15 protein-coding genes are annotated in these 16,939 nt (G+C 52.2%); 13 read left to right on the plus strand and 2 right to left on the minus strand.

Going from position 1 to position 16,939, the window contains the following annotated elements:
• Positions 1 to 29 precede the first annotated feature (29 nt).
• Entirely contained in the window at positions 30 to 506 is a 477-nt protein-coding gene (locus ACXMYH_RS04800) for a hypothetical protein (protein ID WP_118321592.1), read from the minus strand.
• Between the two features lie 480 nt (positions 507 to 986).
• On the opposite strand from ACXMYH_RS04800, the gene ACXMYH_RS04805 reads away from it, so the two are divergent.
• The 6 genes from ACXMYH_RS04805 to ACXMYH_RS04830 all read left to right on the plus strand — a co-directional run bounded on the left by ACXMYH_RS04805 (position 987) and on the right by ACXMYH_RS04830 (position 6,953).
• Positions 987 to 1,646: an HAD family hydrolase gene (locus ACXMYH_RS04805; protein ID WP_118529514.1), complete on the plus strand. Its 660-nt coding sequence runs from the start codon at positions 987 to 989 to the stop codon at positions 1,644 to 1,646.
• A gap of 19 nt (positions 1,647 to 1,665) precedes the next feature.
• Complete coding sequence (locus tag ACXMYH_RS04810; protein WP_486555613.1) at positions 1,666 to 2,748, plus strand: metal ABC transporter substrate-binding protein; 1,083 nt, start codon at positions 1,666 to 1,668, stop codon at positions 2,746 to 2,748.
• Positions 2,745 to 3,455 (plus strand): metal ABC transporter ATP-binding protein, encoded by a 711-nt coding sequence (locus ACXMYH_RS04815; protein WP_118529515.1) that lies wholly within the window; start codon positions 2,745 to 2,747, stop codon positions 3,453 to 3,455. Before ACXMYH_RS04810 ends, ACXMYH_RS04815 begins: the two co-directional genes overlap by 4 nt.
• Positions 3,456 to 4,277: a metal ABC transporter permease gene (locus ACXMYH_RS04820; RefSeq protein WP_118529516.1), complete on the plus strand. Its 822-nt coding sequence runs from the start codon at positions 3,456 to 3,458 to the stop codon at positions 4,275 to 4,277. It abuts the gene before it with no gap.
• Positions 4,278 to 4,585: 308 nt separating this feature from the next.
• Positions 4,586 to 5,833 (plus strand): CobW family GTP-binding protein, encoded by a 1,248-nt coding sequence (locus ACXMYH_RS04825; protein ID WP_329751578.1) that lies wholly within the window; start codon positions 4,586 to 4,588, stop codon positions 5,831 to 5,833.
• A 172-nt stretch (positions 5,834 to 6,005) separates the two neighbouring features.
• A complete protein-coding gene (locus ACXMYH_RS04830; protein ID WP_346011260.1) occupies positions 6,006 to 6,953 on the plus strand; it encodes a TIGR03943 family putative permease subunit in 948 nt (315 codons plus the stop codon).
• A 92-nt stretch (positions 6,954 to 7,045) separates the two neighbouring features.
• On the opposite strand, the gene ACXMYH_RS04835 is transcribed toward ACXMYH_RS04830, so the two are convergent.
• Positions 7,046 to 8,551, minus strand: coding sequence for a polysaccharide deacetylase family protein (locus ACXMYH_RS04835; RefSeq protein ID WP_486555614.1), 1,506 nt, complete (start codon positions 8,549 to 8,551; stop codon positions 7,046 to 7,048).
• 410 nt (positions 8,552 to 8,961) lie between these two features.
• Here ACXMYH_RS04835 and ACXMYH_RS04840 point away from each other — a divergent pair, with 410 nt between their 5' ends.
• The 7 genes from ACXMYH_RS04840 to eutL all read left to right on the plus strand — a co-directional run bounded on the left by ACXMYH_RS04840 (position 8,962) and on the right by eutL (position 16,928).
• Complete coding sequence (locus tag ACXMYH_RS04840) at positions 8,962 to 10,230, plus strand: D-alanyl-D-alanine carboxypeptidase family protein (RefSeq protein WP_486555615.1); 1,269 nt, start codon at positions 8,962 to 8,964, stop codon at positions 10,228 to 10,230.
• 227 nt (positions 10,231 to 10,457) lie between these two features.
• Positions 10,458 to 11,198 carry an ANTAR domain-containing response regulator gene (locus tag ACXMYH_RS04845; RefSeq protein ID WP_118299119.1) on the plus strand — a complete coding sequence of 247 codons (741 nt, stop codon included), beginning with the start codon at positions 10,458 to 10,460 and terminating at the stop codon, positions 11,196 to 11,198.
• 1 nt (position 11,199) lies between these two features.
• Positions 11,200 to 12,291, plus strand: coding sequence for a sensor histidine kinase (locus ACXMYH_RS04850; protein WP_486555616.1), 1,092 nt, complete (start codon positions 11,200 to 11,202; stop codon positions 12,289 to 12,291).
• A 150-nt stretch (positions 12,292 to 12,441) separates the two neighbouring features.
• The gene (locus ACXMYH_RS04855; protein WP_243016067.1) at positions 12,442 to 13,866 is read left to right on the plus strand and encodes an ethanolamine ammonia-lyase reactivating factor EutA; all 1,425 of its coding nucleotides are present in this window, start codon (positions 12,442 to 12,444) and stop codon (positions 13,864 to 13,866) included.
• Between the two features lie 22 nt (positions 13,867 to 13,888).
• Positions 13,889 to 15,262 carry an ethanolamine ammonia-lyase subunit EutB gene (locus tag ACXMYH_RS04860; protein WP_118299117.1) on the plus strand — a complete coding sequence of 458 codons (1,374 nt, stop codon included), beginning with the start codon at positions 13,889 to 13,891 and terminating at the stop codon, positions 15,260 to 15,262.
• A gap of 5 nt (positions 15,263 to 15,267) precedes the next feature.
• Positions 15,268 to 16,266, plus strand: coding sequence for an ethanolamine ammonia-lyase subunit EutC (gene eutC, locus ACXMYH_RS04865; RefSeq protein WP_118529610.1), 999 nt, complete (start codon positions 15,268 to 15,270; stop codon positions 16,264 to 16,266).
• An 8-nt stretch (positions 16,267 to 16,274) separates the two neighbouring features.
• A complete protein-coding gene (gene eutL / locus ACXMYH_RS04870) occupies positions 16,275 to 16,928 on the plus strand; it encodes an ethanolamine utilization microcompartment protein EutL (RefSeq protein WP_486555617.1) in 654 nt (217 codons plus the stop codon).
• Positions 16,929 to 16,939 lie beyond the last annotated feature (11 nt).

A 16,939-nucleotide genomic window follows, 5' to 3' on the forward strand; every position in this document is an offset into this window, starting at 1 on the left:
TAAGCGGTTTTGATCAATTTTTTCCTTTTTTATTCTACAAGAGCTCCATTTACATCAACCGTGTGTCCATCCGGAGTTACACAGTCAACCATGAGAGTTCCCTTGAATCCGTCGCCTTCCTCATGGAAGTAGTACCATTTGCCGCCGATCTCATGCCATCCGGTAAAGAGGGCGCCGGTCTCAAGGTCCATGTAGTACCAGTTGCCGTCATCTTTTACCCAGCCGGTCTGCATGATGTTGTCATGACCGAAATAGTACCAGGTTCCGTCGATCTCCAGCCAGTAGTCAGTTGCTTCGAGACCTTCTGCAAAATGATATTTCCAGGTGCCGTCAGCGAGTTCTTCCCACGCACCGCCAGCCGGGGATTTTAAGCCGCGGAGACGACCGCCGTTTACACTGCGGTACTGTTTAGGATAAGTCGGCTCTGTTGTGTCAGCAGCCTGTGCTGTGATCATTGTTCCGAGTGCCAGAGTTGCAGCGAGAGCTGCGATACAGATCTTTTTCATGAAAAATACCTCCTGGGATTTCCTTTTCCGGTATCAGACTGCATATAAAAAATATGAAATCTGCCGTTTTTTCTACGAACTTATCTATATCCTAATATGGAAACAGAAAAGAGTCAATAAAAAGTGGCAAAATAGCGGCAAATAGAGAGTGAAAAGACGGCAAAAATGCGGCGGGAGCTCTCACAGGCAGGAAATTTTGGGGTTGCTTTGTCATAGTGAGAAATTTCGTGAACTGAAAATTTCGTACAATCCTGTAACGTTTTCTGAACATGGAATTCCACGTGATATTGGAGTGAAAATATGAGAAAAAAGGGAAATAGAAAAGTGTTGTCAAGTTTTCGGGTTTGTGATAAAATGAGTGGCACAGTTTTGTGGATGACACAATTTCGATGAAACCGGCGGTTTTATGGAATTTTCTGCCCGGAATAAGGGCGGACGGACCGCCTTTTTGGATTCACTTTTGCGTTGATGGAGGCAGATATGAAATATAAGTGTCTGATCTTTGATCTCGATGGAACACTGGTAAATTCGATCCATGCGCTGACCTACTGCACGAACCTCGCTCTTGAGAAGTTCGGGCTCGGTCCTCTGACGGAGACTCAGATGAAGACGATCGTCGGGGATGGATATAAGATGCAGATGAAGCGTTCTCTGGCCGCCTGCGGAGATACGGACGAAGCGCATTACGAGGCAATCTTACCTGTATATATGGAGATTTTCGGAAAATACTGTAACTATGAGATGCATCCTTACGATGGGATCATGGAGCTCACGGCGAGAGCGAAGGAACTCGGTCTTAAGATCGCGGTCGTGTCCAATAAGCCGGACGCTCAGGCGAAAAAGACGGTGGAATACGTGTTCGGAACAAACTATTTCGACACGGTGATCGGGGAGCAGGAAGGTGTCCCGAAGAAGCCGGATCCGTCAGGGGCGCTGAAGGCGGCGAAACTCTGCGGTGCAGATCCGTCGGAGTGCCTGTATTTTGGTGACACGAACACGGATATGAAAACTGGAAAGAATGCGAAGATGACGACCGTTGGAGTTCTCTGGGGATTCCGGGGGCGTGAGGAACTTGCCGCATTTCATCCGGAATTTCTGCTTGAAAAGCCGCAGGATATCTTAAAAGAGATAGTCGGGTGATGATACCGGAGGAGACAGATTGAAATATTTTAAGAAAACAAGACGAAAACGGGTGGAAGCATGGCTCATTGCAGCGATGTTTCTTTTTGGTTCCCTGACCGGGTGCGCTTCTGTCAGGGACACACACGGGAATGTGGGAACTCCAGAAGACGGGAAGCTGAAGGTTGTGACGACCTTGTTTCCGTATTATGATTTCGCAAGACAGATCGCCGGTGACGTCGTGGATCTTTCCATGGTGATCCCTGCCGGTCAGGACAGCCATTCGTTTGAACCAACGCCTGCAGATATCCGACTGATCCAGAATGCGGATCTTCTGATCTGCAACGGCGGAACGATGGAACAGTGGGTGACACAGGTGCTCGGATCCCTGGATGCCCCGGACCTGAAGGTCATCACGATGATGGACTATGTCGATGTCGTTCAGGAGGAAATCGTAGAAGGAATGGAAGATTCCGGCGACGATCATGGACATGATCATGCGCATCATGACGAGGAAGACGGTGACCATGCAGATCATGACCACGATACGGAGGACCATGACCATGCGGACGACGACCATGCCTACGAGATCGAGTATGACGAGCATATCTGGACGTCTCCGGTGAATGCCATGAAGATCACGCAGGTGATCGCGGATACGCTGGAGGAGATGGATCCGGCGGATGCGGCGGTTTTCCGGGCGAATGAGGCGGATTACCTCGGGAAGCTGAAGAATCTCGACCAGGAATTCCGGGATGTCGTGGACGGTGCGGATCTTGACCTGATCGTCATGGCGGATAAGTTCCCACTCCGCTATTTTGCGGACACCTACGGACTCCGCTACCGGGCAGCGTTTTCCGGCTGTTCGTCCGACACGGAGCCGAGCGCGAAGACGATCGCTTATCTGATCGACAAAGTGCGGGAGGAACAGATCCCGGCGGTCTACTATCTGGAGCTTTCCAGCCACCGGGTGGCGGAGATCATCAGTGAGGAGACCGGAGCGAAGCCGTTATTATTCCACTCCTGCCACAACGTGACGAGGAGAGAATTTGAGAGCGGCGTTACCTATCTGCAGCTGATGGAACAGAATGTTGTGAATTTACGGGAAGGACTTTATCGATGAACCAGCCTTTATTAAAATGTGAACATGTGGACTTTGGATATGAAAATTACGATGTGGTGAAGGACGTGTCCATGGAGATCGTTCCCGGGGATTATCTCTGCATCGTCGGTGAGAACGGATCAGGAAAGAGTACGCTGATGAAGGGCCTTTTAGGGCTCTTAAAGCCGACCGGGGGAGTCCTCACGATCGCGGACGAGTTAAAACGGTCCGGCATCGGATATCTCCCGCAGCAGACGCCGGCGCAGAAGGATTTCCCGGCAACGGTCCAGGAGGTCGTACTTTCCGGCTGTCTCGGAAAGCGCGGAAACCGCCCGTTCTATTCTGCGGCGGAGCGGAAGATCGCACAGATCAACATGGAAAAGCTCGGGATCACGGATCTGAAAAAAAGCTGCTACCGGGATCTCTCCGGCGGCCAGAAGCAGAGAACACTGATCGCGAGGGCGCTCTGCGCGACCGACAAGCTCCTGATCTTAGACGAGCCGATCACCGGTCTCGATCCGGCATCGACCCAGGATTTCTATGCGGTGATCCGCCATCTGAACAGAGATGAAAAGGTCGCAGTCCTGATGGTCTCCCATGATATCGGGAACATCGTGACTCAGGCGAACAAGATCTTACAGTTGAAACAGACAGTCCAGTTCTACGGGACTGTGGAAGAGTATAAAAAATCGGAATTTGGAAGAGAATTCCTCGGAGGTGAGAGCTAAATGGGACTTTTACAGGAAATGTTTTCCTATCCGTTTCTGGTGCGCGCGATGATCGGCGGGATCTGTATCTCTCTGTGCGCGTCGCTTTTAGGCGTCAGCCTTGTATTAAAACGGTATTCGATGATCGGTGACGGACTGTCCCATGTATCGTTCGGTGCCTTATCGATCGCAGTGGCGTTTAACTGGGCGCCTCTCGCGGTGTCGATCCCGGTCGTCGCAGCCGCAGCGGTCCTGCTCCTTCGGATCACGGGAAACGGAAAGATCAAGAGTGACGCGGCGATCGCGATGATCTCTGCAGGATCCCTGGCGATCGGTATTATCGTGACCTCCCTGACAACGGGAATGACGACCGATGTGAGCAGCTACATGTTCGGAAGTATCCTCGCCATGAGCCGTGAGGACATGTATCTGAGCGTGGTGCTCTCCGTGATCGTCCTCGGAATGTTTGTGATCTGTTATAATAAGGTCTTTGCAGTGACGTTCGACGAGAGCTTCGCAAAGGCGACCGGCGTGCGCGTGTCGGCCTATAACCTTCTGATCGCGGTCCTTACTGCGATCACGATCGTCCTCGGAATGCGGATGATGGGTGCCATGCTGATCTCGAGTCTTGTGATCTTCCCGGCGCTGACCTCCATGCGGATCTTTAAGAGCTTTTTCGGTGTGGTCGTTTCCTCCGGCGTCGTGTCGGTGGTGTGTTTCTTCATCGGACTCGTTCTTTCCTATGTATATTCGATCCCGGCAGGAGCGAGTGTGGTGGTCGTCAATCTCGTGATGTTCGGGGTGTTCTGCATCGTTCAGATCCTGAAGCAGAAGGTGCGGTAAGAAAGATATGCTTTCTTCCGGTCAGCGCAGACAGATGCGCAGATCTGCGGAAAACTTCATAATGAGAAAAAATCTCAGATACTGCCGCTTTCTGAAAAACAAAGGAAAGCGGCAGTACTTGACTTTGCGGGAAAATGTGTTAAAGTTAGTAAATGGTAACGAAAAATGAAAGTGCTATGAGAAGACGGATTCGCAGTGATCTGAAAACTGCGGCATGTGTTCCGGTCTGCGGATGAGAAGAAACACCGGAAAACAGACCTGTCAGAACTACAGAAACATGGCACAGGTGACAAGAAAGAGGTGTCATTATGACAAAGATCGATATTATCTCCGGTTTCCTCGGAGCCGGAAAAACAACATTTATAAAGAAGCTTCTGAAAGAAGCGATCGCGGGTGAGAAAGTAGTCCTGATCGAGAATGAATTTGGTGAGATCGGAATCGACGGCGGATTTTTAAAGGATTCCGGAATTGAGATCCGTGAGATGAACTCCGGATGCATCTGCTGTTCCTTAGTTGGTGATTTCGGACGTTCCTTAAATGAAGTCCTCACAAAATATACACCGGACCGTGTCATTATCGAGCCGTCCGGCGTCGGCAAACTTTCTGATGTCATGAAGGCAGTATGCGACGTTGCAGGCGAGATCGACGTTGTATTAAACGGTTCTGTTACGGTTGTTGACGCACAGAAGTGCAAGATGTACATGAAGAACTTCGGTGAGTTCTTCAACAACCAGATCGAGAGCGCCGGAACGATCGTTTTAAGCCGTACCGATGTCGCTGACGCTGACAAGGTTGCACAGTGCGTTGAGATGATCCGTGAGAAGAACCCGAAGGCAGCGATCGTGACAACTCCGATCGACAAGCTGACTGGTGAGCAGCTTCTTGCGATCATCGAGAAACCGACCGATGATATGGCTGAGAAGCTTCTTGAGGAAGTAAAAGAAGGTCATCACCACCATCATGACGATGACGAGGAGTGCTGCTGTGGCCACCACCATCATCACCATGACGACGATGACGATGAGGACGAGCATGAGCACCACCATCACCATGACGATGACGAGGAGTGCGGCTGCGGTCATCACCATCATCACGACGATGATGACGATGAGGACGAGCATGAGCACCACCATCACCATGACGATGACGAGGAGTGCGGCTGCGGTCATCACCATCATCACCATGACGATGATGACGACGAGGATGAGCACGAGCATCATCATCATGACGGCGAGTGCGGCTGCGGTCATCATCACCATCACCACCATGACCATGATGCCGATGAGGTATTCACAAGCTGGGGTCTTGAGACAAACCGCACGATCACAAAGGAGAAACTTGAGTCCCTGTTACAGGAGCTTGCTCATTCCGAGAAATACGGTCAGGTTCTCCGTGCAAAGGGAATGCTCCCGGATGCAGACGGAACCTGGTACTACTTTGATCTCGTTCCGGAGGAGACGGAAGTCCGCACAGGCGCTCCGATCTACACAGGTAAAGTGTGCGTGATCGGTTCCAACTTAAAGGAAGACGAGTTAAAGAAAGCATTCGAGGCTTAAGAGACGAATGCGCAGTGTCGGGCATGTGCCGGACACGGATATGAAAGAATGCCCGTAGCTGTGAGAGCACTGAACAGTTACGATTACAGGAAATAAAAACGACAGGAGCTTTTTGCGTCATCAGGATCTCGCGAAAAGCTTCTGTCATACAATCAGATAGGAGAATAAAGCATTGAAACAGCAGGAAAAGATGCCGGTATTTGTCATCAATGGCTTTCTGGAAGCAGGAAAGACCCAGTTTATCACAAATACCTTACAGCAGGATTATTTCCAGGCCGACGGAACAACAGTCCTGATCCTCTGCGAAGAGGGAGATACGGAGTATGATAAGGAGATCTTAAAGAAGACAAGAACGAAGATCGTGACGGTTGAAGATGTCTCCGAGATGGATGAAGACTTCTACGGCCGGATCGAAGCGCTCTATGACCCGGACCGTGTCCTCATCGAGTGGAACGGAATGTGGCCGCAGGATCAGCTGCAGCTGCCGGATACCTGGGAGCTCTTCCAGCAGATCACGATCATTGACGGTTCTACCTTTGATCTTTATCTGAACAACATGAAGCCGCTCCTTGCGCTTCTTGTCAAACACTCCGAGCTTGTGATCATGAACCGCTGCGATGAAGTCAGCGACGAGAACATCACCCGCTACCGCCGCGGATTAAAGGCGTTAAACCCGCAGGCAGAGCTGATCTTCGAGGACGCGGAAGGCGAGATCGAGCAGGAAGTCCTGGAAGAGGATCTTCCGTACGATATGAAGGCGGACGTGATCAAGATCGATCCGAAGGATTTCGGTATCTGGTATATCGATGCGCTAGATAAGAAAGACCGCTACGAGGGAAAGGTCGTGGAGTTTACCGGAATGGTATTAAAATCCCCGGAATTCCCGAAGAACTACTTCGTTCCTGGCCGTATGGCGATGACATGCTGCGAGGCGGATATGACGTTCCTGGGCTTCATCTGCAAGGCGCGTGAGGCGAGAAACCTTGAGACAAAGCAGTGGGTCAAAGTCCGCGCGAAGATCGCTTACGAGTTCTGGCAGGACTACGACGGCGTCGGACCGGTCCTCTACGCGGAGAGCGTTGAGCCGGCGGAGGAGATCAAGGAGATCGTGCAGTTCTAAGGAAATTTGACAGGCAGAAAATTGGATTCCAACGAAAATAAAAAACAGACTCTTACTCTCGATTTGCAGGAGGAAAGAGTCTGTTTTTTATGTTAGTTCATCGGTGCCACCGGAACCGGCCGCTCGCGGTCGAACACTTCCGACACATCGAAGAGATCGCTCAGATGATCTTTCGTCGGATTCGTCTCCGGGAGGTCATAGTACATCCGGTAGCCATCGATATTCCGGCGTCCCTGACGCAGATAATCCGGTCCGAACTGTACCCAGTACCGGCTGGAGTCCACGTTGCAGAAGTAGCGGAAACCGAGCTGGTGGAGATACTCGTATTTCTGATTTTCAGATGTGTACGGGTGCCAGTCGCCGACATCGGAGCCGAACGGATAGAGCAGGATATCGGTCTTTCCGATCAGGGATTCCACGCGGGACGCCCATTTATCGGAATCGGTCTTCACATCTTCAAAGGAGCGCTTTCCGAAGTTGATATGTCCCCAGCTGTGGGAGGCGAGCTCCCAGCCGTTGTCGCGGAGACACTGCGCCACCTGGCGGACCGTCTCCTTATCGGCCTCATAGTTGGGGTTCGTAGTCTCATAGGACGGATCTGTCCGGTATCCGAGGACACCCTGATATCCTGTGAAAGCGAGGACAGCTCTTGCACCGCGGTAGGAGAAGTCCGGATGTTCCGTGATGAAATCCTCCAGAAGCGGAACGAGATCGTAGGAGCCGACGGACACGGAGCCGTCATCCATCACCATCTCACAGGTCGGTTTCCCGTCTTCCCCGACGATCATCCGGCTCGCGAAACCGTCGCCGGTCATGTACTCATAGTAGCAGAGATCATCCTGCGACATGACGAATGGGATCTTTCCGGGCGGCAGCAGGATCGTTCCCGGCACCATTTTTGCATTGCCGTTTTCATCGGTCTCCTCATGCGCAATGTCGTGAAGTTTCACGAGGACATAGCCTTTTGCGTACATGGAGTCCAGGATCTTTAAGAACTCACTTTTTGTCGTCATCACCTGATCGTAGCCTTTTTCATCGGCATCCCCGTCAAACGCTTTGGAGTTGTCCATGATGAGGGAATGGAAAAAGATGTGGGTGATCTTATTCACATCAGCAGGAACCAGAGTGGCTTTTGTCTCTTCGCAGGACGCGATCAATGCCTTTACATCCTCGTTTTCGGCATAATCTGTCGCCGAGTTCAGGATCTCAAGGGCGGCATCGTAATCGTAGGTAACAAATTTTGCATGGGCGCTGTTTAAGATCTCGTCCAGCGCAGCATCGCCGGTATTGTAGGCGGCTGTCAGAGCTGTGGAGGAAGGCGTTTCGGAAGATGCATCTCCATCGGATCCGCTCTCCGCCAGTGAAACGTTTGTCTCTCCGTTTCCGGAGGAAGGATCGGAGGAAGTTTCTGTCTCCTTTTTCACAAGTCCGGGAAGCCCGCCATGTTTTTTTATAAGGATCCCGCCGCCGACCAGAAGGAACAGAGCAGCGAGGACCATAAAAAGGATCGTAAGATAAACGGTCCGGCGTCGTTTCCGCATCTTTTCGCGGCTTGAAATATATGCGCGGCGTCTCTCAAAATCGTCGTTGTATTCCAAAGTATCACCTCTTGTAATCAATAAGGATTTTATGTAACTGTTCAGTACTTTTCACGGGTAGGAATTTTCTGAACTGAAAATTCCGTATGATACCGTTATGGCCGCGGATTTTGCCGATTTGGAATGCGAAGCATCGGCAAAATCCTGTTACAGTGCGCGGGCATGGAGTGCCCGTGTACTGTAACAACTGTTCAGTACCTTCACACCGAAAGGAACCTCCCCCGGAGCTTCCTTTCGGATGCATGGCAAGTTACGATTTTATTACTTCTATCATAACACAACCGCATGTTCGCCGCTATGGGAAATACAAAAATTAAGCATTTTGTAAGCAGTGGCATAATAAGGAATGTCCGCTCCATATTTTATATGGAGAAATCCTGCGCGAGAGCAGGCTGGGCGGGAGAAAAAGCATGAGAGCTGGAAAAAGGATCTTTTGCGGGATCATGGCCGGGATCCTAGTGATGATGGGACCGGTAAACGGATATGCGGGGGCAGGAAACAGCAAAATAGCGGAGAGTGGACGGATCACAGCGGAAACTGCGGCGGGAGCCGATCCCGGCCCGGAGATCACAGCCCCGTCCGCGATCCTCATGGAGGCGTCCACAGGGACCGTGATCTGTGAGAAGAACGCGGATGAGCCGAGAAACCCGGCGAGTGTCACGAAGATCATGACGCTGATCCTGATCTTCGATGCCCTGCAGTCCGGGAAGATCCACCTGACGGATGAGGTGGTGACGAGTGCCCACGCGAAATCCATGGGCGGATCGCAGGTGTTTCTGGAGGAAGGAGAGATCCAGACGGTGGAGACACTGATCAAGTGCATCGTCATCGCATCGGGGAACGACGCGTCGGTGGCGATGGCGGAGTTTGTCGGCGGAGATGAGGGGACATTTGTGAAGATGATGAATGAGCGGGCGAAAGGACTGGGGATGGAGCACACAAAATTCATCGACTGCTGCGGACTCACAAATTCCCCGGAACATGTGACGACCGCGCGGGACATTGCGCTGATGTCACGGGAACTCATCACAAAATATCCGCAGATCACGAACTACACGACGATCTGGATGGAGAACATCACCCATGTGACCAAACAGGGATCGAAGGAGTTCGGCCTCTCCAACACGAATAAGCTTTTAAAGATGGCGACGAACTTTGAGGTGACCGGTCTAAAGACGGGGTCCACGAGCATCGCGAAATACTGTCTCTCTGCCACGGCGAAGAAGGACGGTGTGGAGCTCATCGCCGCGATCATGGCAGCGCCGGATTACAAGGCACGATTTAAAGATGCGGTGACGCTCTTAAATTATGGATATGGGAACTGCAGGCTCTATAAGGACGAGACACCGCCGGAGCTTCCGAAGCTCCCGGTCAACGGCGGAAAAGAACCGGAAGTGGAACTTTCCTACGGGGAACCTTTTACATATCTCGGGCTCCACGGCGAGGATTTTTCCGGCATGGAGCGGGAACTGATGCTGGAGGAAGACGTAAACGCCCCGGTAAAGGCGGGGGACCGGCTTGGAACCTTAAGTTACCGCCTGAACGGGGAAGAAGTCGGAAATGTCCCTGTCATAGCGGCACAGAATGTGGACACTGCCGGATTTGCTGATTATATGAAGTGGATGACAGGGTGGTGGAGAATGAAAGGTGAAGAAGCTGGTGGTACTTTTCACAGGTAGAAATTTTCGGGATTGAAAATTCAATCTGGCGGTTCCATTTTCCGGAAAAATATTGTATGATGGTAACTATTCAGCAGATCGGTGCATTTACTGCACGGACTGTAAAAAACGATAAAGACACTGCGTGCCTGAAACGCGTACTCGCCCGAAGTTGAAGATTGGCGCAGGTAGCCGCGCCCGGAGCGAGAATGTGTCAAGGCACATTTTTTTATAACTGAGGAAGAAAAATGGCGGACAGACAGGAGAATAAAAAGACTGTGGTCGTGGTGGATGACGAACCGATCATCCGGATGGACCTCGGTCAGATGCTGGAAGAGTTAAATTATGAGGTAGTAGCGGAGGGCGCGGACGGATTTGACGCGGTGGAACTCTGCAGAAAGAAGAACCCGGATGTGGTCCTCCTGGACCTTGAGATGCCGGTATTTGACGGAATGACAGCGGCGGAGACGATCATCAATGAGAACCTCGCAGGCTGCGTTGTGATCTGCACCGCTTTTGCAGATGAAGACTTTCTGGAACAGGCCGGCCGGATCGGAGTGTCCGGTTATATCGTGAAGCCGGTCGAAGCGAGAAATCTGCGGCCGACGATCGAGATGGCATATGCGCAGGGGAGACGGCTTGCGAAACAGAAGCTGGCGATCGGTGAGGCGAACAGAAGACTGGAGGAGAACCGTGTGATCGAACGGGCAAAAGGTCTTCTGGCGAGATCAAAACATATCTCTGAAATGGATGCGTACCGGAAAATGCAGAAGACAGCCATGGAAAAGCGTGCACCGTTAGTTTCCGTGGCCCGTGCGATCATCCGCGTGGAATCCCAGAGGGACGAGGCAAATCAGGCGAAGAAGTGGCTGATGAGGGAGCGCCGGATGACGGAGCAGGAGGCGTACCGTTACCTCGTAAAGGGAGCGGAAAAGGCCGGGCTTACGGTTTCCGCCTTTGCAAAGCAGCTCCTGGAAGAGGAGGCGTAGCATGACAAAAGAAGAACTCATGAAACGCACCGGTCTCTCGGAGGAGAATGCAGAGATTTTAAAACGGACGGAACAGATGCTGCCGATGATGGCGGAGCTTGCGGGGGCCGATCTGTTTATCGACTGTATGGACAAAACGGATGGGATCATGTTTGTCGCAGCCCAGGCAGGACCGAAATATATGCCGTCAGCCTATCAGAAAAGTGTTGTCGGATGTGCAGCTGAGCAAAAGGACGAACCGGCGGTTTACCGGGCGCTCGAGACGAGAACTCCTGTACGGGATATCAAAGCAGTGACTCAGGAGGAAAATATGGTGCGCCAGGATGCAGTCCCGATCCAGGGCGAGGATGGAAGCGTCATCGGGATCCTGATCGGCGAGCGGGACATCAGCAAAGATATCCGGAGAGAACAGAAATACGAGGCGATGGCGAGACAGTCGGTGGCGTTTGGTTCGGTCGCGTCGAGGACTGAGAGTACCGCAGTCCGGAATGCGAGACGGGAAGTCCATCACCGGGTAAAAAATCATCTTCAGCTCATCGCCAGCATCATGAACATCCAGGCGAGAAAGTCGGAGAGTGAGGAAGTGAAGCAGGCGTTCCGGGAAAACATCGCAAGAGTCCAGAGCATCGCCTCCATCAACGAGATCCTCACGGCAAATGATGAGGGACCGGCGCCTCTGATGCCGTTTCTCGAGAAGTTAAAGAACCAGTTCCTGCTCCTATATGGGGCAGAATATCCCATTGATCTGAAACTTTCCGGCGATGATCTGACGGTTTCCCAGGATCAGGCAACGGACGTTGCGCTCGTGGTGAATGAGCTTGTTTCAAATGCGTACAAACACGCGTTTAAGGGAAGGGAAAACGGGGAAATCCGCGTGATCTTAAAGAACGGAGAACGGTACGCATCCGTGACGGTCCAGGACAACGGGACCGGAACGGAAGAGATCCGGAATGAGGGAAATTTCGGTATGATGCTGGTACAGATGACCGTGAAGGACAAATTAAAAGGAAAAGTCTATGTGGAGAGCGGAGAGAACGGAACCTCCGTCACCTTCGATTTTTTGATTGACAAATCCACGGAGACTGGAATATAATAAATGAAGAAATTGAATATTTCACCGCACAACAGGGTACGGTGCAACAGCGATAAGGCTCAGAGCAGGAATTTATTTCTGCTCTGGGTCTTTTGTCCTTTTCTGGGAAAATTTCGGTGAACGGAGGTGAGAATCCTGGAACATTCAAAAATGTTGAGCGTTGGGATCGATATCGGGACATCGACATCGCAGGTGATCTTCAGCCACCTGACGATCGAAAATACAGCGGGATACTTCTCGGTTCCTTCTGTGGAGATCGTGGGAAAGGAGATCATCTATAAGAGTCCGGTTTACCGGACACCGCTTCTGGACAGATCCTTGATCGACGGAGCTGCGTTAAAGAAGATCCTCGAAAAAGAGTATCAGAGCGCGGGCGTTGTCCCGGCACAGGTGGAGACGGGAGCCGCCATCATTACCGGTGAATCGGCGAGAAAAGAGAATGCCTCCATGGTCCTCGATGAGCTCAGTGTGTTTGCCGGAGATTTCGTCGTATCGACGGCGGGTCCTGATCTGGAATCTGTGATCGCGGGACAGGGAAGCGGCGCCTGGAAATATTCGGAGGATAACGGCGTTGTCGTTGCGAACCTGGATATTGGAGGCGGAACCACGAACGTGGTCCTCTTTGACGGAGGCGTGATCGGAACGAGAGGCTGCATGGATATCGGCGGCCGTCAGGTGACCGTGGATGAACATGGACGAATCACTTATGTGAGCCCAAGTGCCGCGGCAATTGCAAAAGCGCTGAGACTTTCGATCAATGAGGGTGACCCGGCAGATGAGGCGGTCCTCTCGAGACTCTGTGACGGAATGGCGGAAGTCCTCGAGGAAATGCTCGGGGCGGCGGAACCCACAGAGCTTTTAGAAGAAGTCCGGACAGCGGGTTCCTCAACATTTGAGATCCCCGCAGAACGTCCGATCCGGTACATCTGTTTTTCAGGCGGTGTGGCGGAATGCATCTACCATCCGGGAATGGATGTATTTGCATACGGGGATATCGGGATCCTCTTAGCAGATGCCATCCGGCGGAGCCGCCTGTTCTCAAAATTCCATGTGATCAGTGCGCAGGAGACGATCCGGGCCACAGTGATCGGAGCAGGAACTTACACGACGACGATCTCCGGAAGCACCATCGCTTACGCGGACGGGCTGTTCCCGATGAAGAATATTCCGGTACTCAAACTTTCGGAAACAGAGGAAAACGACTGCTGGCTGGGAAAGAGCGAAGGACTGAAAGAAAAGATCCTCTGGTTCTTAAAACAGAGTGACAGCTCGAAGATCGTTCTCGCCGTGAACGGAAAGAAAAATCCGGGTTACACGGAATTAAAGACGTTCGCCGCCGCTCTGGGAGATGGAATGCATGCGACGATCCCGACCGGGGAACCGCTTCTTTTTGTTGTCAGGGAGGACATGGCAAAGGCGCTGGGACAGCTTTTGAGACAGAGGTTTTTAAAAGAAAGAAATATTGTGGTGATCGACGAGATCCGCGTGGAGGACAACAACTTCGTGGATTTCGGAAAGCCGGTGATGAACGGTCTTGTCATCCCGGTAGTTGTAAAGACATTATTATTTGGGTAAAAGGAGGAGAGGAAAAAGGAACATGGGATACCATACGATACTTTCCGGACAACGCTTTACCTTTGATTCTGTAAAAGAAGTGATGGCGAAAGCCGGGGAACATAAATCCGGAGATGTCCTGGCCGGTGTGGCGGCCGCATCCGATATCGAGCGCATCGCAGCGAAGGATGTTCTCGCAGGAATGACATTGAGAGAACTCTACGAGAATCCGGCGGCGCCCTACGAGGAAGATGAGGTCACAAGGATCAACATCGACGGATTGAACAGGAAAATATTTGGCGAGATCGCCGGATGGACGGTCAGCGACCTCAGGGAATGGCTCCTCTCCTATGAGGCGGACAATGAGGCGATCCACCGGATCTCCCGGGGACTGACCGCGGAAATGGTTGCTTCCGTCTGTAAGCTCATGACGAATCTGGACCTGATCTACGCGGCACAGAAGATCCGCGTGACGGCTCACTGCAATACCACCGTCGGAGAGCGTGACATCATGGGAACAAGACTTCAGCCGAACCATACGACCGATAATGTCGAAGGGATCACGGCATCCTTATTTGAGGGACTTTCCTACGGATGTGGAGATGTCCTGATCGGACTGAACCCGGTCAATGATACCGTGTCGAGTCTCGCGGAGGTATTAAAGCGGTTTGACGAGGTCAAACACCAGTTTGACATTCCGACGCAGATCTGTGTACTGGGACATATCACCACCCAGATCGAGGCGGTCAAACAGGGAGCGCCGTGTGACATGATCTTCCAGTCCATCGCGGGCAGCGAGAAAGGAAACCGGGCGTTCGGTTTCTCCGCGGAGACTGTGGATGAGGCGCAGGAGCTGATGAGGACGCAGGGTACGGCGGCAGGACCGAATGTTCTCTATTTCGAGACAGGACAGGGAAGTGAACTTTCCTCGAACGCCCACTGGGGAGCGGATCAGGTGACGATGGAGGCGAGATGTTACGCGTTCGCAAGAAAATATCACCCGTTCATGGTCAATACAGTCGTCGGCTTCATCGGACCGGAGTACTTATATGATTCCAAACAGGTCATAAGGGCAGGACTTGAAGACCACTTCATGGCGAAGCTCTCCGGAATCCCGATGGGATGTGACTGCTGCTACACAAACCATATGATGGCAGATCAGAACGACATCGAGAACCTGTCCCTGCTCTTGGGGGCAGCGGGAGTCAATTACATCCTTGGCGTTCCGACCAGCGACGACATTATGTTAAACTATCAGACAAATGCCTACCATGACATCGGAACGATCCGTGAGATCCTGGGGAAACATCCGATCCCGGCATTCGAGCGGTGGCTTGAGAAGATGGGGATCATGGAAAACGGAAGACTTACAAAGTACGCGGGAGATCCGACGATCTTCATGAAGAAAGGGCGGTGATCGGAGTGCTGAGTAAAGAAGAGATCGACCGGATCGCGGAAGAGATCCTGGCCGGGTTTCAGGCGGGAAAGGAAGAGCGAACGTCCGCTCCCAAAACAAAAAAAGAAATTCCGGGGCTCTCTGGAGTCGCTGATGTGAAGGCGGAAGCTTCCGTGAGAGAAAACAGAAAAAAACAGGAACAGGAGATCCTCGAGGCGGCCGTCGGAAGTGTTCCTAAGGCGGAAACAACGGCGAAAGAGTCAGAAAGCGGAGAGGATGAGTTGAAGGAAAAGGACTGGCGGGCGCCTCTCATCGATAGCCCGCAGGATCCGGATGCCCTGCAGAGGATGATGGCGAAGACGACGGCTCGGATTGGAGTCGGCAGGTGCGGTCCGAGATTAAAGACCCAGACGCTTTTAAAGCTTCGCGCCGACCACGCGGCTGCGCGGGATGCGGTCATGATGGATGTCAGCGAGGAACTTGTCTCGGAACTGGGACTTTTCCCGGTAAAGACACTCTGCGAGGACAAAAACGTATTCCTCACGAGACCGGATCTCGGAAGAGATTTCTCTGAGGAGACAAAGAAGGCAATCTCCGAACACTGTGTCCATGATATCGATGTCCAGATCATCGTGAGTGACGGACTTTCTTCCTCCTCCATCGAGGCGAATGCGCCGAAGATCCTGCCGATCGTGATGGAAGGACTAAAAGAGAAAGGGATCAGTACGGGAACGCCGATCTTCGTAAAATTCGGAAGAGTCGCTGCCCAGGACCAGATCTCAGAGCTTCTTAACGCAAAGATCGTCTGCTCCTTTATCGGAGAACGGCCGGGTCTCGCAACGGCGGAGAGCATGAGCGCCTACATTTCCTATATGGCGACAGTCGGAATGCCGGAGGCGAGAAGAACCGTTGTTTCCAATATCCACAAAAACGGAGTCCCGGCGGTCGAAGCGGGAGCTTACATCGTTGATCTTTTAGCTCTGATTCTGGAGAAAAAGGCCAGCGGTGTTGACCTGAAAAAATAGGAGGCAGCATGGCAGGAAAACAGCTGAACACAAAGATCCTGGCAGTGCGGATCATCCCGAATGCGGATCCGATGCTCTTAAAGAACCTGGATGTCCGTCCGGGGGATAAGAGTCTCGGAATCTTCACCACCGACTGCGACGATGTGTCCTACACGGCGGTGGATGAAGCGACAAAGAAGGCAGATGTCCATGTGGCCTACGCGAAGAGCATGTACGCGGGTTCTGGAAATGCCAGCACGGCACTTGCGGGAGAGTTTATCGGGATCCTTTCCGGACCGGATCCGGAGGAAGTGAGAAGCGGACTTCAGGCGGCATTCTCCCTGATCGAGAACGACGCGCACTTTTATGAGGCGAATGAAACGGGAACGGTAGTCTACTTTGCCCACTGTATTTCCCGGACAGGAAGCTACCTTTCCAGTCAGGCGGGAGTGCCGGAGGGAACACCGATGGCGTATCTGATCGCACCGCCGTTGGAAGCTTCCGTGGGACTCGATGCAGCGTTGAAGGCGGCGGATGTGGAGCTTTCCCTTTACTACGGACCGCCCACGGAGACAAACTTTGCAGGCGGACTTCTGACGGGAAGTCAGGCATCCTGTCAGGCGGCATGCGATGCCTTTGCAGATGCGGTCTGCCGGATCGCTGAGGATCCGTTGGCATATTAGAAAATGAGATA

The organism is Pilosibacter sp. NGB245 (assembly GCF_057397225.1).

Excerpts from the sequence above, each read along its gene's own strand:
- ACXMYH_RS04800 (WP_118321592.1), bottom strand. The coding sequence starts at position 506 with ATGAAAAAGATCTGTATCGCAGCTCTCGCTGCAACTCTGGCACTCGGA.
- ACXMYH_RS04805 (WP_118529514.1), top strand. The coding sequence starts at position 987 with ATGAAATATAAGTGTCTGATCTTTGATCTCGATGGAACACTGGTAAAT.
- ACXMYH_RS04815 (WP_118529515.1), top strand. The coding sequence starts at position 2,745 with ATGAACCAGCCTTTATTAAAATGTGAACATGTGGACTTTGGATATGAA.
- ACXMYH_RS04820 (WP_118529516.1), top strand. The coding sequence starts at position 3,456 with ATGGGACTTTTACAGGAAATGTTTTCCTATCCGTTTCTGGTGCGCGCG.
- ACXMYH_RS04825 (WP_329751578.1), top strand. The coding sequence starts at position 4,586 with ATGACAAAGATCGATATTATCTCCGGTTTCCTCGGAGCCGGAAAAACA.
- ACXMYH_RS04840 (WP_486555615.1), top strand. The coding sequence starts at position 8,962 with ATGAGAGCTGGAAAAAGGATCTTTTGCGGGATCATGGCCGGGATCCTA.
- ACXMYH_RS04845 (WP_118299119.1), top strand. The coding sequence starts at position 10,458 with ATGGCGGACAGACAGGAGAATAAAAAGACTGTGGTCGTGGTGGATGAC.
- ACXMYH_RS04850 (WP_486555616.1), top strand. The coding sequence starts at position 11,200 with ATGACAAAAGAAGAACTCATGAAACGCACCGGTCTCTCGGAGGAGAAT.
- ACXMYH_RS04855 (WP_243016067.1), top strand. The coding sequence starts at position 12,442 with ATGTTGAGCGTTGGGATCGATATCGGGACATCGACATCGCAGGTGATC.
- ACXMYH_RS04860 (WP_118299117.1), top strand. The coding sequence starts at position 13,889 with ATGGGATACCATACGATACTTTCCGGACAACGCTTTACCTTTGATTCT.
- eutL (WP_486555617.1), top strand. The coding sequence starts at position 16,275 with ATGGCAGGAAAACAGCTGAACACAAAGATCCTGGCAGTGCGGATCATC.